This is a genomic window from Halomonas sp. HL-93, assembly GCF_900086985.1.
Taxonomy (GTDB): domain Bacteria; phylum Pseudomonadota; class Gammaproteobacteria; order Pseudomonadales; family Halomonadaceae; genus Vreelandella.
In genome coordinates, this window is sequence record NZ_LT593974.1 from 2304370 (window position 1) to 2330628 (window position 26259).

A 26259-nucleotide genomic window follows, 5' to 3' on the forward strand; every position below is an offset into this window, starting at 1 on the left:
ACCCAGCACGCTGGCCCCGTCGGCGTGCTTGGGCTAGCGGAGGAGCATCAACCATGGCTTTCCACTCGCCCCTCGTGGCGCATTATCAGCAGGCGCTGCGTGATCGCGAGGTGTTGGACCAAATCCGTGCTCACTATCCTGACGGCCCAACGCTGCGCCAGCTTGCTCCCCTCGACCAGTTGCATATTGGCGGTATGGCGGCTTCCGCCAAACTGCTCAACCTGATCGACCCCAGTGAGCCGACCCGTGTGCTGGATATAGGCGCGGGGCTAGGCGGGTTAATGCGCCAGGGTGCGGCCCTTGGCTATCACATGGTGGGTCTTGATCTTACCCATCGTTTTAACGTCCTCAACCAATCGCTGAGCGCCCTGGTAGAAAACCCAGACACCCCGCCACTTGCTTGGATCACCGCTGACGCCTGCGCGCTCCCCTTTACAGCGGGGTGTTTCGATGCCGTGGTGTTTCAACACAGCTTGCTCAACATGCCCGACGCGGCCAGGGTGATTGGCGAGTGTCACCGCGTGCTAAGCTCTCAAGGCCAATTAGTGATGCATGAAGTGGTTAGTGGTCCTAACGTGGCGGATCTTATCTACCCCGTGCCATGGGCAACCTCGGCCGCGCATTCTCATCTACTTACCCAAGAGACATTAGTCCAACTGCTCACGTCGAAAGGCTTTCACATTCAACACCTCGACGACTGGAGCGATACCGCCCTTGAGTGGCGCCAGCGCCAGCGCCAAAAAGAGCAGACCCCACGCCAGGCAGTGCTTTCCCCTCAGTGGGTCTTTGGCGAGCGTTTCATGGCAATGGGCCAGCATCTGGTCGAGAATCTGGTCAGCGGCGCAATTAAATTGGTAGAAATCAAGGCCAGTTGCTATTCTCAATAGATCTGCCTTTACTGGACGCCTCCAGGTATACAAAAATGCCAATAAAACGCTTGGCAAGCACCCTACTCTGTTGCGTCGTGCCCTACGCTAGCGCCTATGCTGACGAATATTCGGCTGCGTTGGCGTACACGTCACCGCAAAGCGAGCTGATGCAACTTGATAACGGCGTTATCCTCGAAGGCAGCGACCTCACCAGTATCGATAGTTATACCAGCGGTTTTCGCTTAACGGCGGGATTTAGTCCTTGGCAGCTCCCCCAGGTCGATATTGGCGCTGAACTGGCCTACCGCGAGAGTGAAGAAGTCTCCATTTCATCCAGTATTAGCCCATTGATTATGGATACCCTCAGTTTGGGCGGCGCCGTGGTAGCCGGTTTGCGCATGGGGGCATTCAGCGTGTACGCCAAATCAGGGCTAACTGAGTGGCGTGGCGAAAGTTACCGTCCATTGCAAGATATCGATGAGAGTGGCACCGCGCTCTTACAGGGGTTTGGTGCCACCGTCACCATTGATCGTCTTGTCAGCCGTCTTGAATACGAACGCATCGACGCCCCCACCCTCGACCACCTCAGCATGCTCAGCGCTTCGCTACATCTGCCGTTTTAACGACTCTCACTACAGCCTACTTCACGTTCTCGTGATTACCAATTGCTCTGTAAGCGATCTCTTACGCGTGTAAGAGATCGCTGTGACTTGCCCTAAATGGGTTGTGCTTCGCTTCTGGCTCGCTATTCTGACCGTTTCTCATTAGCAGTTGACGATCCAGGGAGCGGCATTATGTCTGACAGGATGGGGGCGGATAAGACAGGCCTGCAATTCACCCTGACGCTACCTGGCGTTGACGACATCGCGGTGATCGACTTCACCCACCGCGAAGCGCTCTCCCAACCTTTCGAGCTGGCGCTTAACCTGGCCAGCCGCGACGGCAGCTTGGACGCGGCTGAGCTGCTGGATCGTGAATCGTCATTAACCATCTGGCAGGACGGCGAACCGCTGCGCCGGGTACACGGCATTGTTAGCGAGTTTGGCCGCGGCGACCGCGGCCACCGGCGTACCTTCTACTCATTGGTGTTACGCCCGGCACTGTGGCGGCTTTCCCTGCGCCACAACTCTCGCATCTTCCAGAAGGTCGACCCGCTCACCATCATCAACACCCTCTGCGATGAGCGCGGCATCCGCGACGTGGCCTTTGCGATCACCCGCGAGCTTGCCGAGCGCGAATACTGCGTGCAGTACCGCGAGACGGATCTCGCCTTTATCGAGCGCCTGGCCGCCGAAGAGGGGCTGTTTTATTTTCATGAGTTCGAGGATAGTGACGGCGGCGCCCATCGGCTGATCTTCGCCGACGACCCGCAGCTACTCACTAGCCTAGGCGAGCTCAGCTATCACAGCCGTGCCGGTGGCACCGCTCCCATGCGCCATGTGCGCAAACTCAGCCATACCGCCCGGGTGGCGAGTTCGTCCGCCACGCTCAAGGATTACAGCTTCAAGAACCCCGCCTATGCGCAACTCCACGACCACCTGGGCCGCGACGTTGAGCAGCACGGCCAGCAAGTGGACTACGAACACTACGACTACCCCGGCCGCTACAAGCAGGACGCCTCCGGCGAGCCCTTTACCCGCATCCGCCTGGAACAACTGCGCCGCGAGGCGATTACTGCCAGCGCGGAAAGCGACCTGCCAGAACTGGCCCCCGGCCTGCGCTTTAGCCTGACCGACCACGACACCGACAGCCTCAACCGCGATTGGCAGGCGATTGAAGTACGTCATGTCGGCGAGCAGCCCCAGGCGCTGGAAGAAGACGGCATCACTCAAAGTGATTCTGCCGGGATGACCCGCTACCACAATCAGGTCACGCTGATCCCCGGTGATGCCCCCTGGCGAGCAACGCCTAATCCCAAACCCCGCGTCGATGGCCCCCAGGTTGCCTTTGTGGTTGGCCCGGAAGGCGAAGAGATTCACTGCGACGAGCACGGCCGGGTCAAGGTCCAGTTCCCCTGGGATCGCTACGCAGAGCCAAATGACACGGCTAGCTGCTGGGTGCGGGTTGCCCAGGGCTGGGCGGGCGGCGGCTATGGCAGCATCGCCATTCCGCGCATTGGCCACGAAGTGATTGTCTCGTTTCTGGAGGGTGACCCAGATCAGCCGCTGGTTACCGGGCGTACCTATCACGCCGTCAACACCGCGCCTTACCCGCTGCCCGAGCACAAAACCCGCACGGTACTACGCACCCAAAGCCACAAGGCCGAAGGCTTCAACGAACTGCGCTTTGAAGACGAAGCGGGCGAAGAACAGATCTGGCTCCACGCCCAGAAAGACCTGGAGCTACTGACGCTTAACGACCGCACCGAAGAGATCCAGCACGACAGCCACCTCAAGGTGCATAACGACCGCATCAGCGAAATCGATAACGACGATCACCACACAGTGCATCACAATCGCCACACGAAGGTAGATGGCGACGACCACCTGATGATCGACGGCACCCGTCATGAAAAAATCGGCCAGGCTCAGCTGCTGGAAGCCGGGCAAGAAATTCATCACAAAGCGGGCATGAAGGTGGTGATCGAAGCAGGCGCGGAAATCACCCTAAAAGCAGGTGGCAGCTTCCTGAAAATCGACCCCAGTGGCGTCACCATTGTTGGCCCGCAGGTCAAGATCAACTCCGGCGGCAGCCCAGCCTCGGGCAGCGGGCAAGCGGCGCAGGCGCCGCAGTTGCCGGAGGAGGTGGAGGCTGAGAGCCATCAAGTCGTTGCACCCATCAACCGCCCTGCTCAGCTTAAAAGCTTACTCAAAGCGCCCGCTAGCTGTGAGATTTGTGAAGATCAGCATCAAGGAACCCGATAAATGGAACATGTTCGGGAGGCGACGCACGCGCTAATAGATGGCGTGCGTTATCCAGAGGCTTTTAAGCGTCTCTATAGCCGAGACGACCTTGATGAGATTGAGCCGGTGTATTTAACGACACGCTGGGCTTCACTGGCCGAGCAGGGGCCCATACTGGTGCGGTTAAGGGGCACTAGTCTTGCCAATGAAGCCAGCGTCTGTGGCGAAGAAGCGCTTTACCGCTCGCTCTCGCTGTTGAGTAGTTCGGCGAGTACGGCATCGCTAGGCGAGCATCTACGCCAATGCGTCACATTTAAAGGTGAAGGTGGTCAGGAGAAACTACTGCGCTTCGCTGACCCACTTGTTACCCGCCACTGGTTAGCGAGTTATGAAAAGGCCCCGTTGAGGGCACTAATGGGCCCCATTGATCGCTGGTGGGTAGCGGACTGGGCGCCTAATTGGGAAGCATCACGCCCGCTAAAATGGCAATCGTTTAGAGCGGATGCCAGCCTTGAAGTGCCTGAGGCAGAGCAAACGCCCGACTTGCCTCCTTTTGGGCGCCATCAGTTTACCGCCCTGGATGCCGTGGTCCGCTGGCAGCTCAAGGAACGACTGACGAATTACCTTAGCGAGCATGCGATCACAGCGTGGGAACATCTTCCTATCAACGAGCGTGGTCAATGGCTTGACGACCGCTTAGACGATGCCATCGCGTGGGGAGTCAGCACGGAACGCCAGGTCGCCATCTGGGTGGAGCTCAGCTTGAACTGGGGCGAAGACTATATGACCGCGAGCGATGGCTTGTATGCCGATTGGGCACGGCATTCGCCTAACGACGCTCGCCTCTCCCGGCAAGATCAGCTTTATGCATTGGATGCTTGGAGCCGCACCCCGGCCGCTAACGCCCCTCAAAGCGCGCAGAGTCACGCATCACTTTCCCAAGAACCACTATTTATAGACGAGGAAGCCGATGGCTAACACGGATGCTCAAGCGCAGGCACGCGATGCCGCCTTTGATGAAACGCCCCTTGGTGGCGGTGTCTGCCCACTGTTTATCGACATCGATATTTTCCCCGTGCGTTACGCCATTGACGAGGCGCCCACCGAGGCAGATGCGCCAGCGCCACACCCGATTGACGATGATTGGCAGGGGCCAGATTACCCTTCACTCGAAACCCGCGACTACACGCTTCGACAACTGCGAGACGGCTGGCTCTATGTCTGGGTGGAGGAAGAGGGAGAGCAACGACTTGACGAATACCGCGTGGAAGGCGCTACGTTCAGCGGTGCCTCCCACCTCACTTACTCGACGTGCACGTCGCTGGCGTTGGCTTACTCATCGGTACAGTGGACCGAGCGTATTCGCGAGCACATGCTGGAAAATGCAGAAGTACGTCAGCGTTTGATGCGCCCCCTTGACCCGATGGCAGCATTGAACGCCACCGCAGACGGAACGTCATTCACTGCCCACGTAGGCCCTTTAACCCAACTCGCCAAGCACGTGGCGGATATCACGCCTAATGGGGCGGCCGATGGTTTTACCACCACCACGGTCTCGACCATTGAGCGGGATAATGATGCCGAAAACAGCTTAGTCGAAGATGACAGCCTCTACGAGCTGCTCAAGGTCAAACCTGAAATCACCCAGGACAGCGTGCTAGCAGACGTTGAGAAACACGACGAAGCACTCTTTATAGCCCTTGATGACGATTTAGGGATCGTTAACGATCTACACATGGCACTGGCCGGGCGCGAAATGGAGCTTGAGGCTTTTCTGGATGAACATGGACATCGATTAGAGATGGCCTCGGTCACGCAACTGTTATGCGGCCCTGACGATAGCGAATTACCCGAAGACGTACGCGATGATCCAGAACGGCATCGGCAGGCCCAGGAACTGCTTCAGCAGCGGTTGGAAGCCCTAGAGGCCCAGGAACTGTCTAGCGCCGTTAACCGCGGCTCTCCCTTTGGGCAGCAGGGCTCCACCCTAGAGCGCCATCATGAAGAACGGCTTGATACGATCGATTCCAATTTAGCCGCCCTGGGGATCGAGCCGCCAAGCCGAGAGGACCTGGAGGCTTGGAGAAGCAAACGTCCATGGCGTGATGATGTATATCATGACGAGGCTGTCGATTTTCTTACCACTTACGAACCCAAGCGAGAACGGTTACGTGGCCATGTGCATGCCAGCCTCAACGATATTATCGTCTGGCTTGAACGGTTACCGGCTCAAGCGGAAGAACTCTTTTATGACAACTGTGATGAGGCGCAAAGCCAGTGTCTGCTGGAGTTAGTCGCTTTGATCGCCGAAGTCATCGGAGCCAGTGAAACGGGCCGTGAATGGCTAACCCGCACCTTGCGTGAGCGCGCTACGCTGGTGGGCACCGGCCCCTACAACTTTTCACCAGTGTTGGCACAAGCTCTGGATCAAGTGGCGGCCCAGTGGCTGGCAGCCGGTGACCCAGATGATCAGGCAATCGCCATCGAACTGAGTGATGCGCTGAACCTTGGTAATGTGGCCGTTAACCTTGACACTGTCCTGGGCTACGAACATGTTCAACAGTCGGCCGTTTTTCAAGCGTTGGCGACGCCTGTCAAAGAGGCTTTCTCTGTACTCAAGCAAGTCGCCGCCGGAGCGGGCAAGGCGAGTTGGCAATCCATTGCTTATCATGCGCTTCCTACCGCTGGGGCGGGTGCCCAAGTCGCCTCGCAGCAGTTAGTCAGAAACCTCTCGATCACCATGGTGGTGGCCTTCGTCCATCCTGATAATGACGGCCTTTATTTAGAACAACACGACGCCGCACGCGCACAGCACCGCCGCTGGCGACGTGACATGCAGCGCTTATCGCAGTCCAAGGCACTTCTCAAGGGCAGGTTAAGCTTGCCTATGTCACCTAGGGGGCGTGCCAATATCCATCGAGAAATCACTCACCTTGAACAGGAGCAGCGTTTGCTAGCGCTAAACGAACCCAAGCGCTTCACCGCAGGGGGTGGTAGCCAAGCAAGCGCAGGCGTGCTGGCTGACCTTGGGTTTGGTGAACTGCGCGAACAACACCAGCAGCGGTTTGGCAGGGCCACGGCGAACGCAGCCGCCGCGCGGCAGCGCATGCAGCGCTGGATAAATGCCCGTGGCATCGGTGGGCTACCGTTATTGATAGCGGCGATTAACCTAGCCAATGTGACCAATACCCTGCTTGATGCGGAAAAAGATGGCGTCGACCGCGAAGAGATGACCACCCTGGCTAGTCAGGCAAGTTACGCCACCTCTGCTGTGATGTCGCTTTGGGTCATGCCCTATTGGCAGCGGCATGCTAATCAAACGGCGTTTTTATCCGAGAGCACAAGAAAGTTGACTAGTGTTGGCATTAAGCGCTGGAAGAATGTGGGTAACACGGGGGCGCAAAAAATTGCTGCGAAACTTGCAAGTCGTGTTGCCGGTTTAGCCGCTTTTGCGGCGATTGGGGCAGGAGTGGAGACTTGGCAGATAGCTCAACAGTATGGCAACGCTTCGGGTGATGATGAGCGAGTAGCCCTTATCGCGAAGGGCTTAACAACTACGGGAATGACTATTGTTGGGGGAGTTCAACTATTTGGTGCAGCCGCTAGCCGCTGGTTTGCCTTTGGCTGGATAATGGCACCCTGGGCAGGGTGGGCGATGCTGATACTCAGCGTCGGCTACTTGGTGTTCTCTGGATTGGCAGAGCATTACCGTCGTGAGGGAGTGCGTCTCTGGCTCTATCAAAGCACCTGGGGTAAAGCCAATAAGTGGACAGGAAGTGATGATGATAACAGTGCAGAACTGCGCGCCTTGAATGAGGCGCTGCTTGAACCTTCACTCAAGTTAACACCCGTTACTACCCTGGGAGCAGAGTTTGACACCTCCCGCACGTCCTCACCGTATTCTCCTGGTAAACGCGTTCCCATCATACAAGGCTACTGGGTGCAGTTGGCCCTGCCTACCAGCCTAGCGGGCGAAACCGTTACTATCTCGGAGCGATTGGTCGCAGGCTCTTGGGCCCCCTCGGATAGCTATCAAACGACACCACCATCGGAAGTGCCCCTGCATCTTCAAGAGTCTGTTTCTTATAACCCAGACGATCCGCTACGGATATGGCAGGCCTGGTTATCGGCGGATCAACTTCCCAAAGGCCAGCCATTCCTGATGGAAGTCATCTATGACAAAGCGATCTACAGCGATAGCCAGGGGGCGTTGCGCTTTCCCTTCTATGAAAAAGAGCTCAGCCATAAGAGTGATGTTGTAGAGATCGATAAGCGTTATCAATACACAGATAGCTCAGCGACCCTACCTTTAACACTACCGACTACCTGATTGATAAAAGAGAGCATTCACCATGTGGTTTATTCAACCTAAGCGGGACTATGTAGCAGAAATGCCCTGGAGACATGCTGATGAACCAGCGGTGATGGCGTGGCAGATACGTACTCGGGACTACTATACGTTTCCAGCCAATATTATTCTGTTAATAATGTCCTGCATCTCTTTGATGCTGGGGCTTTGGTTTGCATTTGGGTGGGGGGTTGAATCTATTGTTAGTAAAATGCTTTTGTGCGGGGGGGTTTTCTCATTTGGTGTACTTATTACTATGAGCATGACCCACCAAACGGCGATCATTGTTTATCGTTTAACCGATAAGCGCATCGAGGTATTTTCCTGGAAACCACAGATCGACTCGGTTAAGCCGGTAATGAAATGGACGGCCATTATTTCCGGGGTGGTGGTGCTGTTTCTGGTATTAGTGAGCCCTAACTTGATAATTGCGGCGATTGGCCCTGTTAGTATTGTCATTATGGCTGCGTTGATGGGGAACTCTAAAGACTATCAGTCGATGGCTAGAAATGAACTTCACTATGAGTTTGATTGGGGGAGTACAAAAAAATTATACTTTTACAAAAAGCGTAATATCATTGGGCTCAATATTCATTGGCATAATCCTGATGTGGATAAATTGGTCACTGAAGATATACGGCCAGTATTCTGCAATAAGGAAAACCTAGAAGACTGCCTAGCATATTTTACCAAACGGCTACCAGATGTGCCTGTTTTAGAAGAGTCCTTTGATGTGCATCACTAATAAATACTATTGAAGCGAGTATGCTGTCTGGCTTGGAAAGCCAGTTGTGATCAATGCCTAATTAATTATCGGTAGCGGGCATTTTGGGCCCCTACGGGTAGTGCTCAAACGTCGTAGTCATCGGAAGTGCCCCTGCAGCTACAAGAGTCTGTTTCTTATGCTGCAGATGACCCGCTACGAGTATGGCAGGCCTGGTTATCGGCGGAACAACTTCCCAAAGGTCAGCCGTTCTTAATGGAAGTCATCTATGACGAAGCGATCTATAGCGATAGCCAAGGGGCGTTGCGCTTTCCCTTCTTCGAAAAAGAGCCCAGCCATAAGAGTGATGTTGTAGAGATCGATAAGCGTTATCAATACTCAGATAGCTCAGCGACCCTATCTCTGACACTACCGACTACCTGATTGATCAAAGAGAGCATTCACCATGTGGTTTATTCAACCCAAGCGGGATTACGTTGCCGAAATGCCCTGGAAGCATGACGATGAACCAGCGGTGATGACGTGGCAGATTCGTGCACGTGATTACAATACGTTTATTGCCAATATTTTATTTTGTATAAATTTTATTATTTCACTCGCAGTAGGGTTTGCAATTTTCTCTTTTAATGAACCTGGTATATCCTCATTTTTATTAGGAGCTGGGGGAGGGGGATTTGTCTTGCTAATTAGCATGAGCATGACCCACCAAACGGCGATCATTGTTTATCGTTTAACCGATAAGCGCATCGAGGTATTTTCCTGGAAACCGCAGATCGATTCGGTCAAACCGGTGATGAAATGGACGGCCATTATTTCCGGTTTGGGGGTGTTGTGTTTGGTGTTTATTAATCCTGATTTCATTATTGCCGCGATTGGCCCTATTGGCATTGGCGTGATGGCGGCGTTGATGGGGAATTCTAAAGACTACCAGTCGATGGTGCGCAATGAAGAATACCATGAGATAGATTGGCCAAATGCAGAAGATATTGCTGTTTGGAGAAAGCGCTGTCTGATTGGCCTGCGTTTTACTTGGTATAATGAAGATGGTTCACATTACTCTGTTTACAGCAAAGTTTATTGTCATAAAAAAGATTTTGAGAAGTGTCTAGATATATTTAAGCAGCGTCTCCCGAATACGCCCTATCGTGAAGGAAAGCTTGTTGTGCATTCGCATTTTGCGACGCTGCCGGAATAAGCACTGATGACGTGGTGAGTTCACCTAAGACCAGAAAGTAAAATAGGACTTGCTATGTCGCTCATGCTTTCACCTTTCCTTTCTATCAGTCAACTCCCAGCCAAGGGTAGATCGAGATCGATAAACGCTACCGTCACACGGACAACTCAGCAAGCTTGCCTCTGACGTTACCGACTGCCTGATTGATAAAAGAGAGTATTCACCATGTGGTTTATTCAACCCAAGCGAGACTATGTAGCAGAAATGCCCTGGAAACATGCCGATGAACCAGCGGTGATGGCGTGGCAGATTCGTGCACGTGATTACAATACGTTCATTGCCAATATCCTTTTTTTTATTATGTTTTTTATAACTTCAGGTGTTGGCTTACTTTTGTTTTTTGTAGAAGCTACACTACTCGCTTCGGTCCTAGGTGGGGGTGGGATATTTATTTTTGGTGTGCTCATTACCATGAGCATGACCCACCAAACGGCCATTATCGTGTATCGTTTAACCGATAAGCGCATCGAGGTATTTTCCTGGAAACCACAGATCGACTCAGTCAAGCCGGTAATGAAATGGACGGCTATTATTTCCGGTGTGGGGGTGTTGTTTTTGGTATTTATTAATCCTGATTTTATTATTGCAGCGATTGGCCCTATTGGCATTGGCGTGATGGCGGCGTTGATGGGGAATTCTAAAGACTACCAGTCGATGGTGCGCAATGAAGAATACCATGAGATAGATTGGCCAAATGCAGAAGATATTGCTGTTTGGAGAAAGCGCTGTCTGATTGGCCTGCGTTTTACTTGGTATAATGAAGATGGTTCACATTACTCTGTTTACAGCAAAGTTTATTGTCATAAAAAAGATTTCGAGAAGTGCCTAGATATATTTAAGCAGCGCCTTCCGAATACGCCCTATCGTGAAGGAAAGCTTGTTGTGCATTCGCATTTTGCGACGCTGCCGGAATAAGCACTGATGGCGTGGTGAGTTCACCTAAGACCAGAAATAAAATAGGACTTGCTATGTCGCTCATGCTTTCACCTTTCCTTTCTGTCAGTCAACTCCCAGCCAAGGAAATATCGAGATCGATAAACGCTACCGTCATACAGAAAACTCAGCAAACTTACCCCTGACGTTACCGACTGCCTGATTGATAAAAGAGAGCATTCACCATGTGGTTTATTCAACCTAAGCGGGACTATGTAGCAGAGATGCCCTGGAAGTATGCCGATGAACCAGCAGTGATGGCATGGCAGATACGTACTCGGGACTACTATACGTTTCCAGCCAATATCATTCTGTTAATAATGTCCTGCATCTCTATGATGTTGGGGCTTTGGTTTGCATTTGGGTGGGGGATTGAATCTACTGTTAGTAAAATGCTTTTGTGCGGAGGAGTTTTCTCATTTGGTGTACTTATCACTATGAGCATGACCCACCAAACGGCGATCATTGTTTACCGTTTAACCGAAAAACACATCGAAGTTTTTTCCTGGAAACCACAGATCGATTCGGTCAAACCGGTAATGAAATGGACGGCCATTATTTCCGGGGTGGGGGTGCTGTTTCTGGTATTAGTGAACCCTAACTTGATAATTGCGGCGATTGGCCCTGTTAGTATTGGCGTGATGGCGGCGCTGATGGGTAATTCTAAAGGCTATCACTCGATGGCTCGCAATCAGATGGAAGATAATGTTGCTTGGCGGGATGCGCAGAATATCTATGCTTACCCAAAGAGAAGTATCATTGGTTTGAACTTATACTGGCAGCATCCTGAGACTGGGAAAGAGATGAAAAATTTCGTTAAAGCCATATTCATCCCTAAAGAAAAATATGGCGATGTTTTGAGCTTTTTTCAAAAAGAGCTTCCCCACACCCCCGTTATCGAAGGAAAATTTGATGTGTACCATGTTTGAACACGAGACACTTGCTTGGCAGAACATGGAGTACCGACAACTAACCCAGACCCAACGATATCAGATTCAAGCTTGTATAAGAGCACATCGTCGACCCCACCCTTGATCATCTCGATATGCTCAGCGCCTCATTGCATTTACCGTTTTAACGACTTTTCGAGCTATCTGGCGGGGTCCAGATCGGTACATCTTCGCGCTTGGGTTCGGGCCAGTCTTGCTGCATGGCGCTGTTCAACGCTTCTTCCAGCTTCATGAACAGCTCCCCATAGCGAGGGCTGAAGTTGATGCCTTCTTCGATCTCTTTCCAGGCGTCAAACAGTTCGTCCTCGTGGGCGTCCTCGTTCTGCACGAACGTCCAGGTCATCTGCTTCGCGCGCATAGGGTGAACTCCCATGGCCGTCAGCGCATGCCCGCCCAGCTCCAGTGCGGAGTGGTAGGTTTCACTGACGACATCATCGGCCCCAGCCTCACGAAGCTGATAGCCGTGGCCGCGATCATATCCCCGTGCTAACACCCATACGTTGGGATAGTACTGCTTTACATGCTTCACCATATGCACGGCGCGATCACGATCATCAATCGCAACAACCAATAGGCGGGCGCTTTTAATACCTGCCATTTCGAGTAGGTCAGAGCGGCTGGCGTCGCCAAAATAGCTTTTAATGCCAATTTTTCGCAGGATCTCGATTTGCTCGATTTCGTGGTCAAGCGCGACGATGGGGATATTATTGGCCCGCAGCAGACGGCAAATAATTTGTCCAAACCGCCCTACTCCAGCCACGATAACCGGCGCCTGCTCTTCGATAGCATCGGCGTCACGTTCATCGTTTTTAACACTGCTATAACGCGGCAGTACTAACCGGTCGTAGGCAATAAATAGCAGCGGCGTTAAGAACATCGATAACGCCACGACAAGCGAGAGGATCTGAGCAATATCAGTGGGAATAACGCTGTTTTGTACGCTGTAGGTGAGTAGTACAAAACCAAACTCACCGGCCTGGGCAAGGCTTAGCGTAAATAGCCAACCATTGCTGCCACGCACCCGAAACAGCAACGCCAAGCCGAGCAGAATGGCCGCCTTGACGGCAATCACCAGAGCGCCAAGGGCCAGCACCGTGCCCCACTGCGAGGCCAGTACCCGAAAGTCGATCCCCGCACCGACGGTGATAAAGAACAGGCCCAGCAGAAGCCCCTTGAACGGCTCGATATTGGCTTCGATTTCATGCTTGAACTCGCTGTTGGCCAGCACGATACCGGCCAGAAACGCGCCCAGCGCCGGGGAAAGATTTACCAGGCTCATGAGGGCGGCAATGCCGATGACCAGCATCAGCGCCGTGGCCGTAAACACCTCACGCAGGCCTGAGCCCAGCACATAGCGAAACAGTTTCGGGCCGAGGTAGTAACCGCCGGCAATCACGCTGCCGATCGCCGCGACCACCACCAGGGCATGCGCCCAGCCGGGCAAGTGCGCCACCAGGCTTATGCTCGCGTGACTCGCTTGATCGCCACCGCCCCCCACCAACTCGGGTAGCGCCAGCAGGGGAATCAACGCCAGCATGGGAATGACCGCGATATCCTGGAACAGCAACACGGAGAAGGCGCTCCGGCCGCCCTCGGTTTTTTCTAGGCCTTTTTCACTCAGGGTTTGCAGCACAATCGCCGTCGAGGACAGCGCGAACAGCAAGCCGATAGCCAGCGACGTTTGCCAGGTAAGCCCCAGCCACCAGGCAATGGCGGTCCCCGCGGCGGTGGTCAGCGTCACCTGTAGCCCGCCCAGGCCGACCAGCCGCACGCGCATCGCCCAGAGGCCTTTCGGGTCGAGCTCCAAACCCACCAGAAACAGCATCATCACCACGCCAAATTCGGCAAAGTGCTGGATCGTGGTGGTTTCCTGGCCCACCAGGCCGAGTATCGGGCCAATGACCACGCCGGCCATCAGGTAGCCGAGCACCGAGCCAAGCCCGTAGCGTTTTGCCAGAGGGACGGCAATCACCGCCGCCACAAGATAAATAAACGCCTGGATAAAGTACGCGGTCATCTGGGTTCCTTATATTTTTTCGAATAGCTTGACTTCACTGAGCAATCAGGTAGCGTACTAGTACGCTAGTACGACATATATCACTTGGTGTCACACGATGTATTCAAAATATGCGCTCAAATGATGATTACCAGGCCGAACTGATTGGGTATTTGCTCGCCATTGATTCCCCCGATGCAATGGACAAGGCGCTCGCCAGCCTGTTAACGCCTGCAGAATATCAAGAAATCAGTAAACGCCTGCAGATTTTTAGGTTGCTACGCGAGGGTGTGCCCCACCGCAAAATCGCCGAGACCCTAGGCGTGGGGATCGCCACGGTGTCGCGTGGCTCACGCGCCTTAACCACGTTGCCTTCTTTACGACCCTCTTCACGGAATGATCAGCTATGACGACTGCCGATACGCAAGACGCAAAAGGCCCAAAGCCCTTTACGCTGCCGCGCAAGCCTCACTACGTTACCCTGGCGGCAGACTGCGACTTTTTTGCCTTGTTTCAAAAAATCGAGCGGCAATTCGATACCTGCTACATGCTGGAGTCGCTTGGCGAGGACAGCCACATGGCGCGCCACTCGATTATCGGTTTTGACCCCGAATACACGCTTTACGCCAACGGCCACACGCTGACGATCGAAGACCGCGATGGAAATGCCAGCCACTACCCAAGCGATAACCCTTATGAGTTGCTGCGCAGCCTGATACCCCAGAATATTATTTCGCGTAAGTATGCGGGCGGTTTGAGCGGCTATCTGGGCTACGATGCGATGCAGTATTTCGAGCCTTCGCTAACGCTAAAGGCCAGCAACGACTTCGATACGTTCCGGTTTGGGCTCTATAAAGATGGCCTGATTCTCGACAAGATGACCGGAGAGGTCATCTATTTCTACTATGACAATAGCCGCTATGCGTTTCTGCAAACACTGATCGACGCTGACGACACGCCGCCTGGCCCGCTGCACATCACCGCCCTGGGCGATACCATGAGCCAGGATGAGCACGCCGAGGCTGTGGCCAAGGTGAAACAGGACATCATCGACGGCAAAGTATTTCAGTGCGAAGTCGGCTTTAAAAAACGCTTCCACATCAAGGGCGACACCCTCGCGCTGTACGACCAGCTACGTACCATCAACCCTTCACCGCAGATGTACTGCGTCAAGTTTGGCGATCAGAAGCTGATTGGCGCAAGCCCAGAGTTGCTGTTTCGCCTGCGCCAGGGCGAAATGGAAACCTTTCCGCTAGCGGGCACCACCACCCGGGGTCAAACACCGCAGGAAGACACTCAGTTAGCCCGCGCGCTGCTCAATGACCCTAAAGAGATCGCCGAGCACAATATGATCGTCGACCTGCACCGCAATGATATTGGTCGCGTGGCGCAATTTGGCACGGTCAAAGTACGCAGCCTGATGGATATCAAGCGTTTTAGCCATGTGCAGCATATCTCCAGCGAGATCGTCGGCATTATTGCTGAAGGCGAGGATATGTTCAGCGCCCTGGCCAGCAACTTCCCGGCGGGCACCCTCACCGGCGCGCCGAAAATCGAGGCGATGAAAATTATCGACGATCTGGAAAATGACGGGCGTGGCCCCTACGGCGGCGCGGTAGGCCAGTTCTCGTTCAACGGCGACTGCACCTTTGCCATCCCCATTCGCACGGTGTTTGTGAATGGTGAGAATGCCTATGTGCAAACCTGTGGCGGCAACGTGTTTGATAGTAACGCCGCCGATGAATACGAAGAAATCCGCCGCAAATTTGCCGGCACCCGCAAAGCCCTTGCTCCTTTTATGAGTACGCATATGGACACGGAGAGCCCCGCATGAAGGTGCTGATTATTGATAACTACGACTCCTTCACCTATAACCTTTACCAGTTTATCGGTGAGATTCTGGCCACGGAGAAGAATCTCGGCAGGGTGCCTCACTTTGAGATACTCGTTAAACGCAATAACCAGATCGATTTCAAAGCAATAGAGGCCATGGCGCCGGATCGCATTATTATCTCCCCCGGCCCCGGCTCGCCGGATGATCCGCGCTACTTTGGCGTGTGTGCCGAGGTAATTGAAAAGCTTGGCAAGACCATTCCGCTACTGGGGGTTTGCCTGGGCATGCAGGGCATTGTGCACGTGTTCGGCGGCAAGGTAATCAAAGCGCCGCTACCCATGCACGGTAAGATCAGCCCAATTAACCACAACAACCATTCGGTATTTAACGGCGTACCGGACCAGCTTGAAGTGATGCGCTATCACTCGCTGATTGCCGATGCAGCGACTCTGCCCGAGTGTCTGGAAGTAACCGCCACCGTGGGCGCTCTGGCGGCTGACAACTTTGAACAGCGCAGCCGCTGGCAAGCGCTCGGCGAGTTTGAGCTGATGGGCGTGAAGCACCGCGACTACCCGATTCACGGTATTCAGTTTCACCCGGAGTCGTTTGCCACCGAAGGCGGCAAGGAGCTGATCGCTAATTTTCTGTTTGCCTATGACGTCTAACGTCCGAACGACTACTTTCGGCGCGCAGAGGCCTTCCCTTTCATAGGCTTGTTTCTGCCAGCAACGCCCTTGCCAGGCTTGCCTCGCCCCGCGGCTTTCTTGCCAGAAGGCATACCACTCGACTTGCCCTTAAGCGCTGGTTTACCGCCAGCGCTTTTGGGTTTGGCCCGCCCCGAACCGGTGGCACTGCGTTTCGCTGCGCCTTTACCTAACGCTTTTTCACCGGGTTTACCGCCCTTTCCTGGCCTAGCAGCGGCACTTTTTCGCGTTTTTTTCTGGCCGCTAGAACGCTTTGCAGTAGGTGGCGGCGCGGGCTTAGCCTCTGAACTTGCTGTTAACGCCTCAATCGTTGCGATCTCTTTCGGCGTTAAGTCTCGCCAGTCGCCTAACGCCAATCCCTGCAGCGATACATTCATGATGCGCGTGCGGATAAGCTGGGTAACGTCATAGCCGAAGTAATCGCACATGCGGCGAATCTGGCGGTTCAGGCCCTGCACCAGCGTAATGGTGAACTCGAACGTGGATACCTTCTCCACATGGCACTTTTTAGTAACCTGACCAAGAATCGGTACCCCGCTTTGCATCCCTTGAATAAAGTCATCAGTGATCGGTTTGTTGACCGTTACCCGATATTCTTTTTCGTGCTGATTATTGGCACGCAGGATTTTATTCACCAAGTCGCCGTTATTGGTGAGCAATATCAGCCCCTGGGAGTCTTTATCCAGCCGACCAATGGGAAAAATACGCGTGCCGTGTTTTACAAAATCGACAATGTTGTCTTTCTCGCTCGACTCGGTGGTGCTGACAATGCCCACCGGTTTATTGAGCGCAATGAGGACCAAATCCTCCTCTTCCTGCGGCTCGATATCCTGGCCGTTCACTTTGACCCGATCGCCCGCCACCACCTGATCACCCGTGGTCGCCCGGCGGCCGTTAATCCAGACGTTGCCCTGTTCCACAAAGCGGTCGGCCTCCCGCCGCGAGCACAGGCCGCTCTCACTAATGTATTTATTGATGCGGGTAGATTTTCGTAACGACATAGAACGCCATGTGGCTAAAAGGGATAAATGCAGCGTTAAAAACTTAGAAAGACGAACCGGGCTGCTTCAGGAACGCCAGTTCCTCATCGGTAGACGTTCGCCCCAGTAGCGCATTGCGGTGCGGGTAACGGCCAAAACGGTCGATAATGGCTTTGTGACGCACTTCATAATCTAGGTTGTTCTCCAACCCCGGCTGGTTATAAAGCGCCATTGCCCGCTCGTGAATCACCGCCGACTCGCTATGCATATAGGGCATATACAGAAACACCCGTTGATTGCTGGAAAGCTCTGCGTCGGCGCCAGCGGCCACCGCTTCCTGAGCAAGCGCCAGCGCCAACGCATCGGTGGCAAAGGCGCGGGCATCGTCGCGGTAGATATTACGCGAGAACTGATCCAGCACAATGATCTCCGCGAGCCGCCCTTGGGGCGTTTGCCGCCAAGCGTAGCACTCGCAGGCGGCCGCTTGAGCATGCAGAGCGCCGAACCGCTCGAGGATCGCCTGATCCATCATAGGGTCTTTTTTAAACCACTGAACAGGCGTTAATTCCTCAAACCAGAAATCAAGTACCGCTTGAGCATCCGACTTCATTGACGCCTCCTTGTCGTAATAAACGCTGTGGAAATAAAAAACTTAACCTGTATTGCGCAAACCGGCGGCAATGCCCGCCATGGTGACCATCAGTGCTCGTGAGAGATCGGCACTGATCGCCCCATCGGCATCGCGATTACGCTGCAGTAGCTCTGCCTGAAGACCATGGAGCGGGTCGATGTAGGGATTGCGAACATCAATCGCCTGGCGAATTAGCGGGGTATTTTCCAGCAGCTCTTGCTGCTGCAATATATCCAGCACGGCTTCCTCCAGCCGTGCAAAGCGTTCGCGTAGCTGTTTACCTAACGCTTTGAGGGAGGGCTCGTCCACCAGACGGTGCTCGTAGTAGGCCGAAATCGCCACGTCGGCCTTGGCCAGCAGCATCTCCAGCATGTCCAGGTAGGTACCAAAGAACGGCCATTCATTGCGCATTTCCTGCAGCACCTCGCGACCGCCAGGCTGTTCTAAGCGACGCGAGAACGCTTCGCCACTGCCCAGCCACGCCGGCAGCATTAGGCGAATTTGCGTCCAGGCGAAAATCCATGGGATCGCACGCAGCGTTTCCACCCCGCCGTCCTGGCGGCGTTTGGTGGGCCGCGACCCAAGCGGCAGCCTGCCCAGCGCGCCTTCCGGCGTGACCGCCCGGAAGTACGGCACAAAGTCAGGGTCTTCGCGCACCACCCCTACATAAGCGGCGTGGGCGACCTTGGAAAGCTGGTCCATCTCCTCGCGCCACTGAGGCTCGGGCGCTCTCGGCGGCAGCAGCGTTGCTTCCAGCACGGCGCAGGCATAAATCTCCATTGAGCGTAGGGCAATATCCGGCTGGCCAAACTTGAAACGAATCATCTCGCCCTGCTCGGTCACCCTGAGGCTGCCGTTTACCGAGCCCGGCGGCTGGGAGAGAATCGCCGCATGCGCGGGGCCGCCGCCACGCCCGACGGTACCGCCACGGCCATGAAATAGCGTTAAATCAACCCCATGGCGTTCACATACATTGACCAACGACTCCTGGGCCCGGTACTGCGCCCAGGCCGCCGCCAACTGGCCGGCGTCCTTGGCCGAGTCCGAATAACCAATCATCACTTCCTGGCCGTTGCGCATCAGCTTGCGATAGCCCGGCAGCGCCAGCAGCTGGTCGATCACATCGCCCGCGTGGTCAAGGTCGTTAAGGGTTTCAAACAGTGGCGCAATCGGCAACGTCACGTTGCCGCTGGCTTCTTTCATTAACAGCGCCACGGTGAGCACGTCAGACGGTTCAGCGGCCATGGAGATGATATAGGTGCCCAACGCTTCGGCATGTTCCTGTGCGATCACCTTGAAGGTATCAAGCACCTCGCGGGATTCCGCCGAACACTCCCAACGGCGGGGAATCAGCGGGCGCCGCGAGGCAAACTCGGCAAGCAAAAACTCCTGACGTTGGGTTTCATCCCACTCGCGATAGCGGCCAAGGTTCAGCGCATCCGTTAGTTCTTCCATTACCTGGGCATGGCGACTGGCTTCCTGGCGCAGGTCGAGCTTGGTCAGCGTGACGCCAAAAACCGCGACCCGGCGTAGTGTATCCAGCAGCGCACCGTTGGCGATGGTATCCAGGCCCACATCGCACAGCGAGCGGTAGCAGGCCAGCAAGGGCGCATATAGCTGGTCACGAGTCTCGATGATCGCGCCGCCGTCATAGTTTCGACCTTCAAGCTCGGCCTTGGCCCAGTCGCGGGTGGACTCCATCTTTGCCAGCAAGCGCTTCAGCACTTCGCGATAGGGCTCGGCCACATCGCCTGCCTCAGCCTTGAGGGCGCTATTGGCTTTCCACATGGAGAGCTCGGTCTTGAGCTGTTCAAGGTCGCGCAGGTAAAGGTCCGCCGCCATCCAACGACCTAACAAAAGCACTTCTTTGGTGACCTTTGCCGTGACGTTCGGGTTGCCATCCCGGTCGCCGCCCATCCAGGACGCATAGCGAATGGGCGCGGCATCCAGCGGCAAGCGCTCGCCTGCGGTATCCAGCAGCAGGTTGTCCAGATCCCGGTGAAAATCGGGGACCGCTTGCCACAGTGAGTTTTCGATAACCGCAAACCCCCACTTGGCCTCATCCACGGGTGTCGGGCGCTCGTGGCGAATTTCGTCGGTATGCCACGCCTGGCTGATCAACTCCTCAAGCCGCCCTTGGGCACGGGTGCCGCGCTCGGGGTAGTCTTCAGAGCCTTCAATGGCCGTCAGGCAGTCGTCGATGGCATCGTACTTTTGAATCAGCGTACGGCGAATGACTTCAGTCGGGTGCGCGGTGAGCACCAGCTCAACGCGCATATTGGCCAGTGTTTCGACCAACTTGCGCGGCGAGTTACCCGCCAGCTCGGCGCGTTTGAGCAGCTCGCCAAGCACCGGCTGCGAGCCCGGCTTATAGTCTTCAACGCGGCGAAAGCGTGCCCGATAGTGCTGCTCGGCGATATTGGCGAGATTTAGAAACTGGTTAAAGGCGCGGGTGACGGGCAGTAAATCCTGCTCGGGCAGTTGGCGCAAATATTCGATCAAATTGCGTTGCTGTAGCGAATCACCCTGCCGACCCTGCTTAGCGTGGGCACGAATGGTTTCAATTTTATCGACAAAGGATTGGCCTAGATCATCGGCAATGGTTCGCCCCAGGCTGTCGCCCAGGATACGCACGTTATCGCGTAGCGATTCGTGTAAGTCATGGCTCATAGCGTGGCCTCCTTGCAGGGGTCGCGGAAACGATTAATCAATGGGTTTCTTCGGCTTTGGCCGCCAACCAGTGAATTTCCATCTCGTCTAGAGAGGCATCCGCTAATGGCTGCCCAGCCGCTGCCAGCTCACGCTCGACAAAACGGAAGCGACGTTCAAATTTGGCATTGGTGTTGCGCAGGCACTGCTCGGGGTTGGCCCCAAGTGTGCGGGCTAAATTAGTGACGGCAAACAATAGGTCGCCGACTTCTTCCTGGGCGTGAACGTTATCGCCAGCGGCGAGGGCTTCTTCAACTTCATCAAGCTCCTCACGGATTTTGGCCAGCACGCCCTGCGAATCAGGCCAATCAAACCCGACCCGAGCCGCGCGCTTGGAAAGCTTGGCCGCACGGCTAAGCGCAGGCAAGGTGCGCGGCACGTCATCAAGCACCGAGGGCACTTGATGGTTGGATCGCTCGGCGCGCTCATCAGCCTTTAATGCCTCCCAGCGGCGATTGACCTGCTGGGTTTGCACGTCGTCGGCGCTGACGCCCGGCGGGCGGCGCGATTCCAGAGTGCCGTCGGGGAACACATGCGGGTGACGGCGGAGCATTTTCGCGGTCAACGTATCGACGATATCGTGAAAGTCGAAACGCTGCTCTTCCGCTGCAAACTGGGCGTAATAAACCACCTGAAACAGCAGGTCGCCCAGTTCGCCGGGCAGCTCGTCAAAGGCGCGCCGTTCGATGGCGTCGGCCACTTCGTAGGCTTCTTCAAGGGTATGGGGGACGATACTGTCCCAGTCTTGCTTGATATCCCAAGGGCAACCTTGCTCGCGGTCACGCAGCACGTGCATCAGGGTAAGCAAATCATCCAGCGAGTAACGCATTAGGCCCCTCCCCTACGCGTGGTTTTCTCGGGGTCGGTGTCGCGCAGGCGACGGACTTCGGTCACATTGGGCAGTTGTTGAATACGCGAGAAAAGACGCCCCAGCGCTTCCAAGCCATCGACTTCCAGGGTGATGCGCAGCCGCGCAATACCTTCGTCAGTGTCGGTCAGCGTATTCACCGCCAGCACGTTGACTTTTTCATTGCCCAGCAGGCCCGTGACATCGCGCAGCAGGCCCGAGCGGTCCCAGGCCTGGATCTCAATGGTCACAGGGTAGCGCGTCTCGGCGCGTTCGCCCCATTCCACCTCAATAATGCGTTGGGGTTCATCGAGACGCAACTGCAGGATATTGCTGCAGTCCTGGCGGTGCACGGTGACGCCACGCCCTTGGGTAATAAAGCCGACGATGGGCTCGCCGGGCACCGGCCGACAGCAGTTGGCCATGCTGGTTTTCAGGTTGCCGACGCCGAGCACGGTAATATCGCTTTTAGTCGCCTTGCTGGACTGACGCTTGGGCTTGGCCAACAGTCGGTCGAGCTGCTCCTGATCATCGGTTTCCCCAAATAGCTGCTGGGCCTGGTGAAGCACTTGCCCAATGCGCAAGTCGCCCGCCCCCAGCGCGGCGTACATATCATCCGCCGTCTGGTAGTTAACCGATTTAGCCAGTTTGGGCAGGTCGAGTCCATCGACATCCAAGCGGCGCATTTCGCGTTCAAACAGCGCACGCCCCTCGTCAAGATTCTGATCGCGGGCCTGGTACTTGAACCAGGCTTGGATCTTCGCCCGAGCGCGGGAGGTGCGTACATAGCCCAGGCTGGGGTTCAGCCAGTCACGACTTGGCCCGCCTTTTGTCGCGGTCAGAATCTCAACCTGCTGGCCGGTTTTTAGCTTATAGGTGAGTGGCACGATACGGCCGTTGATTTTGGCTCCCCGGCAACGGTGGCCGATCTCGGTATGCACGCGGTAAGCAAAATCAATCGGCGTGGCGATCCGGGGTAAATCGATGACGTGGCCGTCGGGCGTAAACACATAGATGCGGTCCGGAGCGACGTCGCTGGACAGCCCTTCGCGCAGGTCACCAAAGCCGCCAACCTCGTCCTGCCACTCCAGCACTTGGCGCAGCCAGGCAATTTTTTCCTCGTAGCTACGACTCTTGGCGTTGGTGTCGTGGCCTTTGTAGCGCCAGTGGGCACAGACACCCAGCTCGGCTTCGTCGTGCATCGCAAAAGTACGAATCTGGATTTCCAGGACTTTATTTTCCGGCCCCATGACGGCGGTATGCAGTGACTGGTAGCCGTTTTTCTTGGGGTTGGCGATGTAGTCGTCAAACTCGTTGGGCACGTGGTGCCATCGGGAATGGACAATCCCCAAGACGGTGTAGCAGTCGGCCACTTCAGGCACCAGAATGCGCACGGCGCGCACGTCATGAACCTGGGAGAAATCAATCCGCTTGCGCTTCATTTTGCGCCAGATCGAATAGATGTGCTTGGCGCGCCCGTCTACATCGTAATGGTGGATATTCTGAGCTTCCATCAAGCCTTTGATGGTTTCCACCACATCGTGGATATAGCGATCACGGTCCAGGCGTTTTTCGGCCAGCAGCTTGGCAATCGCTTTGTATTCGTCTTCATGAAGGTAGCGGAACGATAGGTCTTCAAGCTCCCACTTGATTTGCCCAATACCCAGACGGTGCGCCAGCGGCGCGTATATATCGGCCACTTCCCGGGCGACCTGGAGGCATTTCTCCCGCGGCGCATCCTTGACCTGGCGCAGCGCACAGGTGCGCTCGGCAATTTTAATCAGCGCAACGCGTACGTCCCCCACCATGTTGACCAGCATTTTGCGCAGGTTTTCCTGCTGGTTGTGCTGGCCCATGCCGTGGTTGGGGGCCAACGGATAGCTAATTGCCGCCATCTGCAGGACGCCATCGATCAAGTTGGCGACTTCGCCACCAAACCGTTTGGTAACGGTCTCCAGGCTCAACAGACCTTCACGCACCGCACGGTAGAGGACCGCCGCCTCCAACGTCGACTGGTCAAGCTTGAGCTCACCTAAAATGTCGGCCATCTCCAGGCCCATGCGAAAGCTGGAACCCGGCGTCAGCCAAACGCGATGCGACCTTGGTGCGTCTAGCTCCAGGGTTTGGGCAAGCTCGCAGGCCTGTTGTAAACGTTCAGGTTCGGGAAGACGCACATCTTCTTGCAGGCGCGTTAACCATTGTTTTAGGTCCACCGTTCCGCTGTTGGTTAGCGGCTGGTCTTCACGCACTTTTACCATGACGATATCTCATCCATTCGAGGCAACGGTTTTCTAAACCGCTGCCGAGGCTAACTGCGTTTACGCACACCCCGTGTGTTCAAACAGCATCAGCGTTTCCATATGAGCAGTGTGCATGAACATATCCGCCACTGCGACTTGCTTAATGCGGTAACCTGCATGCACAAGGTGTGCCGCATCGCGGGCAAGCGTTGCAGGATCACAGGAAATATAGACCACCTTGGGGACCGGGTAGCGTGCCAATCCCTGACAAATGACTTCCGCGCCGCTTCGCGGTGGGTCGACCACGAGAGCATCGAGATCAGCCTGCGCCTGGAGCAATGAGGCGACGGTATCCGGATCACTTAAATCGGCCTGCTGGCCCGTCACATTCAGTCGATTTCTGTGCGCGTTATCGGCAAGTCGTTCGATCATGGCAGGGCTGCCTTCCACGGCATGCACCAAAGCTCCAGACGCCGCTAACGGAAGGCTGAAGTTACCAATACCGGCAAACAAATCCATTAGCCGCTGGCCTGGTGAGGGCATTAGCCAGCGCATGACGGTCGTGACCATTTGCTGGTTAACCGCGGCGTTGACCTGCAAAAAATCGCCCGGCTCGAAATTTATTGTTAACGGCCTATTATCAGGCGTTTTGAGCGTCTCTTCGAACACCGGTGGCGCACCATGCCAGTGCAATACCGGCGACTCACGCCCTAGCCAAGTGCCTAGTACGACCTGATATTGATCGGCAAATACCTGCCATCGCTCAGCATCAGCCGCATTGGCTTTCAATTGACGAACCAGCACGACCTGCTGTGTGGCCGTTGACAGCAGTTCGATATGCCCGACCTGGCGCGGTGCTTCAAGTGTTGCCAACAGCGTACGTAAGGGCGCTATGAGGGTTTGTAGCGCATCCACCAGCACTACGCAGCGTTCAATATCGATCAGCCGGTGGGAATGTGCGGCACGAAAGCCTAACCGCGGTTGGCCGTCACTATCGACCTTGACCCCCAAACGAGCGCGCCGACGATACCCTTGCACATCGCTGTACAACGCCTCAATCGCGCCGATGGCGATGCCTTGGCGGGCCAACAAATCGCGCACGGCTTCGGCTTTATGGGCACGTTGCGACACTATGTCCAGATGCTGTAAATCGCAGCCGCCACATTGGCCAAAATGCGGGCATGGTGGCGTAACGCGTTGGGCTGATGGGCTCAGCAGTTTTTTGACGTGGGCTTCGTCGTAACGCTTGCGAGTCAGGTGAACGGCCACTTCAACATGCTCACCGGGCAGCGCTTGGTCGATAAACACCGTTTTGCCCGCACTGTTATGGGCAACCCCTCGTCCATCGTGGGCTAAGCGCTCCACCACCAGCTCAGTTGCGTCGTGCAGCGTTTGATTGGGCGTCTTGCTCGTTTGTTGGCGTGCCAATCCTGAATGCCCTGAGGCAGGACGCGGTGGCCGCCGTTTACCCAACATGGCCATCTATACCTCCGGGGCAAATAAGCCCGTGGAGAGGTAGCGGTCTCCGCGGTCGCAGACAATAAACACGATGACCGCATTCTCGGCTTGTTCGGCGATACGCAGCGCTCCCGCCAGACTCCCCCCGGATGAGACGCCCGCAAAGACACCCTCTTCACGCGCCAGACGCCGCATGTGCTCTTCGGCTTCGTGCTGCGCAATATCCAGCGTGACATCTACGCGCGGCGCTTCAAAAATGGCCGGCAAATATTCCTGCGGCCAGCGCCGAATACCCGGAATGCTCGCCCCATCAGCGGGTTGCAGGCCGACGATCTGAATCGCTGGGTTTTGCTCTTTCAGATAGCGCGACACCCCCATGATTGTGCCCGTCGTTCCCATGGAACTGACAAAGTGGGTCATTTCACCGCCCGTTTGTCGCCACACTTCTGGCCCGGTTGTGCGGTAGTGAGCCAGCGGGTTATCCGGATTGGCAAACTGGTTGAGCGGCTTACCCTCACCCCGCGCAATCATGCCATCGGCAATATCCCGCGCCTCTTCCATGCCGCCTTCTTTACTCGCCGACACCAGCTTAGCCCCGAATGCCGCCATTGCCTGCTTGCGTTCTTCGGAAGCACTTTCAGGCATCACCAACACCATCCTATAGCCTTTGATGGCGGCAGCCATGGCCAGGGCAATGCCGGTATTGCCCGACGTGGCTTCGATCAGCGTATCGCCGGGAGCGATGTCACCCCGCGCTTCTGCTTCACTGAGCATCGACAACGCTGGCCGGTCTTTCACCGACCCCGCTGGGTTGTTGCCTTCGAGTTTCGCCAGGAGGGTATTGTTGCGCCCCGCGCTAATACGTTTCAGACGTACCAGCGGCGTATTGCCAATTACCTCTTCTAACGTGGGATAATCCATCGCATCGATTCCTTATCGTGACCGTTACCCTGCATTAT

21 protein-coding genes are annotated in these 26259 nt (G+C 55.4%); 13 read left to right on the forward strand and 8 right to left on the reverse strand.

Annotation, left to right across the window (positions count from 1 at the left end; translation table 11 throughout):
* Positions 1–53: 53 nt before the first annotated feature.
* The 10 genes from GA0071314_RS10710 to GA0071314_RS10750 all read left to right on the forward strand — a co-directional run bounded on the left by GA0071314_RS10710 (position 54) and on the right by GA0071314_RS10750 (position 11880).
* Positions 54–887, forward strand: coding sequence for a class I SAM-dependent methyltransferase (locus tag GA0071314_RS10710; RefSeq protein WP_074396628.1), 834 nt, complete (start codon positions 54–56; stop codon positions 885–887).
* Positions 888–922: 35 nt separating this feature from the next.
* Positions 923–1492, forward strand: coding sequence for a hypothetical protein (locus tag GA0071314_RS10715; protein ID WP_074396629.1), 570 nt, complete (start codon positions 923–925; stop codon positions 1490–1492).
* A 171-nt stretch (positions 1493–1663) separates the two neighbouring features.
* On the forward strand, positions 1664–3733 hold the full coding sequence (locus tag GA0071314_RS10720) for a type VI secretion system Vgr family protein (RefSeq protein WP_231896444.1): 2070 nt from the start codon (positions 1664–1666) through the stop codon (positions 3731–3733).
* A complete protein-coding gene (locus GA0071314_RS10725; RefSeq protein ID WP_074396630.1) occupies positions 3734–4690 on the forward strand; it encodes a DUF4123 domain-containing protein in 957 nt (318 codons plus the stop codon).
* Positions 4683–8042, forward strand: coding sequence for a T6SS effector BTH_I2691 family protein (locus tag GA0071314_RS10730; protein WP_074396631.1), 3360 nt, complete (start codon positions 4683–4685; stop codon positions 8040–8042). Before GA0071314_RS10725 ends, GA0071314_RS10730 begins: the two co-directional genes overlap by 8 nt.
* Positions 8043–8064: 22 nt before the next feature.
* Entirely contained in the window at positions 8065–8805 is a 741-nt protein-coding gene (locus tag GA0071314_RS10735; RefSeq protein WP_074396632.1) for a hypothetical protein, read from the forward strand.
* 126 nt (positions 8806–8931) lie between these two features.
* Entirely contained in the window at positions 8932–9207 is a 276-nt protein-coding gene (locus tag GA0071314_RS19495; RefSeq protein ID WP_156524110.1) for a hypothetical protein, read from the forward strand.
* Positions 9208–9229: 22 nt separating this feature from the next.
* Positions 9230–9979 carry a hypothetical protein gene (locus tag GA0071314_RS10740; protein WP_074396633.1) on the forward strand — a complete coding sequence of 250 codons (750 nt, stop codon included), beginning with the start codon at positions 9230–9232 and terminating at the stop codon, positions 9977–9979.
* Positions 9980–10183: 204 nt separating this feature from the next.
* The gene (locus GA0071314_RS10745) at positions 10184–10933 is read left to right on the forward strand and encodes a hypothetical protein (protein WP_074396634.1); all 750 of its coding nucleotides are present in this window, start codon (positions 10184–10186) and stop codon (positions 10931–10933) included.
* Positions 10934–11136: 203 nt separating this feature from the next.
* Positions 11137–11880: a hypothetical protein gene (locus GA0071314_RS10750; RefSeq protein ID WP_074396635.1), complete on the forward strand. Its 744-nt coding sequence runs from the start codon at positions 11137–11139 to the stop codon at positions 11878–11880.
* Between the two features lie 145 nt (positions 11881–12025).
* Here GA0071314_RS10750 and GA0071314_RS10755 read toward each other — a convergent pair whose 3' ends face one another.
* Complete coding sequence (locus GA0071314_RS10755) at positions 12026–13918, reverse strand: monovalent cation:proton antiporter-2 (CPA2) family protein (RefSeq protein WP_074396636.1); 1893 nt, start codon at positions 13916–13918, stop codon at positions 12026–12028.
* Between the two features lie 110 nt (positions 13919–14028).
* On the opposite strand from GA0071314_RS10755, the gene GA0071314_RS10760 reads away from it, so the two are divergent.
* The 3 genes from GA0071314_RS10760 to GA0071314_RS10770 are packed head-to-tail and all read left to right on the forward strand — an operon-like array spanning position 14029 to position 16396.
* Entirely contained in the window at positions 14029–14307 is a 279-nt protein-coding gene (locus GA0071314_RS10760; protein WP_074396637.1) for a Trp family transcriptional regulator, read from the forward strand.
* Positions 14304–15731 carry an anthranilate synthase component I family protein gene (locus tag GA0071314_RS10765; RefSeq protein ID WP_074396638.1) on the forward strand — a complete coding sequence of 476 codons (1428 nt, stop codon included), beginning with the start codon at positions 14304–14306 and terminating at the stop codon, positions 15729–15731. Before GA0071314_RS10760 ends, GA0071314_RS10765 begins: the two co-directional genes overlap by 4 nt.
* A complete protein-coding gene (locus tag GA0071314_RS10770) occupies positions 15728–16396 on the forward strand; it encodes an anthranilate synthase component II (protein WP_074396639.1) in 669 nt (222 codons plus the stop codon). The genes GA0071314_RS10765 and GA0071314_RS10770 overlap by 4 nt, the downstream gene beginning before the upstream one ends.
* Before the next feature lie 11 nt (positions 16397–16407).
* On the opposite strand, the gene rluF is transcribed toward GA0071314_RS10770, so the two are convergent.
* Genes rluF through cysM form a run of 7 tightly spaced genes read right to left on the reverse strand, consistent with a single transcriptional unit; the run spans position 16408 to position 26221 of the window.
* Positions 16408–17436: a 23S rRNA pseudouridine(2604) synthase RluF gene (rluF, locus tag GA0071314_RS10775; protein WP_074396640.1), complete on the reverse strand. Its 1029-nt coding sequence runs from the start codon at positions 17434–17436 to the stop codon at positions 16408–16410.
* A 43-nt stretch (positions 17437–17479) separates the two neighbouring features.
* Positions 17480–18025, reverse strand: coding sequence for a DUF924 family protein (locus tag GA0071314_RS10780; RefSeq protein WP_074396641.1), 546 nt, complete (start codon positions 18023–18025; stop codon positions 17480–17482).
* 42 nt (positions 18026–18067) lie between these two features.
* Positions 18068–20716, reverse strand: coding sequence for a phosphoenolpyruvate carboxylase (gene ppc / locus GA0071314_RS10785; RefSeq protein WP_074396642.1), 2649 nt, complete (start codon positions 20714–20716; stop codon positions 18068–18070).
* Between the two features lie 37 nt (positions 20717–20753).
* Positions 20754–21584, reverse strand: coding sequence for a nucleoside triphosphate pyrophosphohydrolase (gene mazG, locus GA0071314_RS10790; protein ID WP_074396643.1), 831 nt, complete (start codon positions 21582–21584; stop codon positions 20754–20756).
* Positions 21584–23860 (reverse strand): GTP diphosphokinase, encoded by a 2277-nt coding sequence (relA, locus tag GA0071314_RS10795; RefSeq protein ID WP_074396644.1) that lies wholly within the window; start codon positions 23858–23860, stop codon positions 21584–21586. Before relA ends, mazG begins: the two co-directional genes overlap by 1 nt.
* Before the next feature lie 60 nt (positions 23861–23920).
* Positions 23921–25324, reverse strand: a complete 1404-nt coding sequence (locus GA0071314_RS10800) for a TRAM domain-containing protein (RefSeq protein ID WP_074396645.1) — start codon at positions 25322–25324, stop codon at positions 23921–23923.
* Positions 25325–26221: a cysteine synthase CysM gene (gene cysM / locus GA0071314_RS10805; RefSeq protein ID WP_074396646.1), complete on the reverse strand. Its 897-nt coding sequence runs from the start codon at positions 26219–26221 to the stop codon at positions 25325–25327.
* Between the last annotated feature and the right edge of the window lie 38 nt (positions 26222–26259).

Bases quoted from the DNA above. Each gene is read 5' to 3' on its own strand.
- GA0071314_RS10710 (WP_074396628.1), top strand. From the start codon at position 54: ATGGCTTTCCACTCGCCCCTCGTGGCGCATTATCAGCAGGCGCTGCGT.
- GA0071314_RS10715 (WP_074396629.1), top strand. From the start codon at position 923: ATGCCAATAAAACGCTTGGCAAGCACCCTACTCTGTTGCGTCGTGCCC.
- GA0071314_RS10720 (WP_231896444.1), top strand. From the start codon at position 1,664: ATGTCTGACAGGATGGGGGCGGATAAGACAGGCCTGCAATTCACCCTG.
- GA0071314_RS10725 (WP_074396630.1), top strand. From the start codon at position 3,734: ATGGAACATGTTCGGGAGGCGACGCACGCGCTAATAGATGGCGTGCGT.
- GA0071314_RS10730 (WP_074396631.1), top strand. From the start codon at position 4,683: ATGGCTAACACGGATGCTCAAGCGCAGGCACGCGATGCCGCCTTTGAT.
- GA0071314_RS10735 (WP_074396632.1), top strand. From the start codon at position 8,065: ATGTGGTTTATTCAACCTAAGCGGGACTATGTAGCAGAAATGCCCTGG.
- GA0071314_RS10740 (WP_074396633.1), top strand. From the start codon at position 9,230: ATGTGGTTTATTCAACCCAAGCGGGATTACGTTGCCGAAATGCCCTGG.
- GA0071314_RS10745 (WP_074396634.1), top strand. From the start codon at position 10,184: ATGTGGTTTATTCAACCCAAGCGAGACTATGTAGCAGAAATGCCCTGG.
- GA0071314_RS10750 (WP_074396635.1), top strand. From the start codon at position 11,137: ATGTGGTTTATTCAACCTAAGCGGGACTATGTAGCAGAGATGCCCTGG.
- GA0071314_RS10755 (WP_074396636.1), bottom strand. From the start codon at position 13,918: ATGACCGCGTACTTTATCCAGGCGTTTATTTATCTTGTGGCGGCGGTG.
- GA0071314_RS10760 (WP_074396637.1), top strand. From the start codon at position 14,029: ATGCGCTCAAATGATGATTACCAGGCCGAACTGATTGGGTATTTGCTC.
- GA0071314_RS10765 (WP_074396638.1), top strand. From the start codon at position 14,304: ATGACGACTGCCGATACGCAAGACGCAAAAGGCCCAAAGCCCTTTACG.
- GA0071314_RS10770 (WP_074396639.1), top strand. From the start codon at position 15,728: ATGAAGGTGCTGATTATTGATAACTACGACTCCTTCACCTATAACCTT.
- rluF (WP_074396640.1), bottom strand. From the start codon at position 17,436: ATGTCGTTACGAAAATCTACCCGCATCAATAAATACATTAGTGAGAGC.
- GA0071314_RS10780 (WP_074396641.1), bottom strand. From the start codon at position 18,025: ATGAAGTCGGATGCTCAAGCGGTACTTGATTTCTGGTTTGAGGAATTA.
- ppc (WP_074396642.1), bottom strand. From the start codon at position 20,716: ATGAGCCATGACTTACACGAATCGCTACGCGATAACGTGCGTATCCTG.
- mazG (WP_074396643.1), bottom strand. From the start codon at position 21,584: ATGCGTTACTCGCTGGATGATTTGCTTACCCTGATGCACGTGCTGCGT.
- relA (WP_074396644.1), bottom strand. From the start codon at position 23,860: ATGGTAAAAGTGCGTGAAGACCAGCCGCTAACCAACAGCGGAACGGTG.
- GA0071314_RS10800 (WP_074396645.1), bottom strand. From the start codon at position 25,324: ATGGCCATGTTGGGTAAACGGCGGCCACCGCGTCCTGCCTCAGGGCAT.
- cysM (WP_074396646.1), bottom strand. From the start codon at position 26,221: ATGGATTATCCCACGTTAGAAGAGGTAATTGGCAATACGCCGCTGGTA.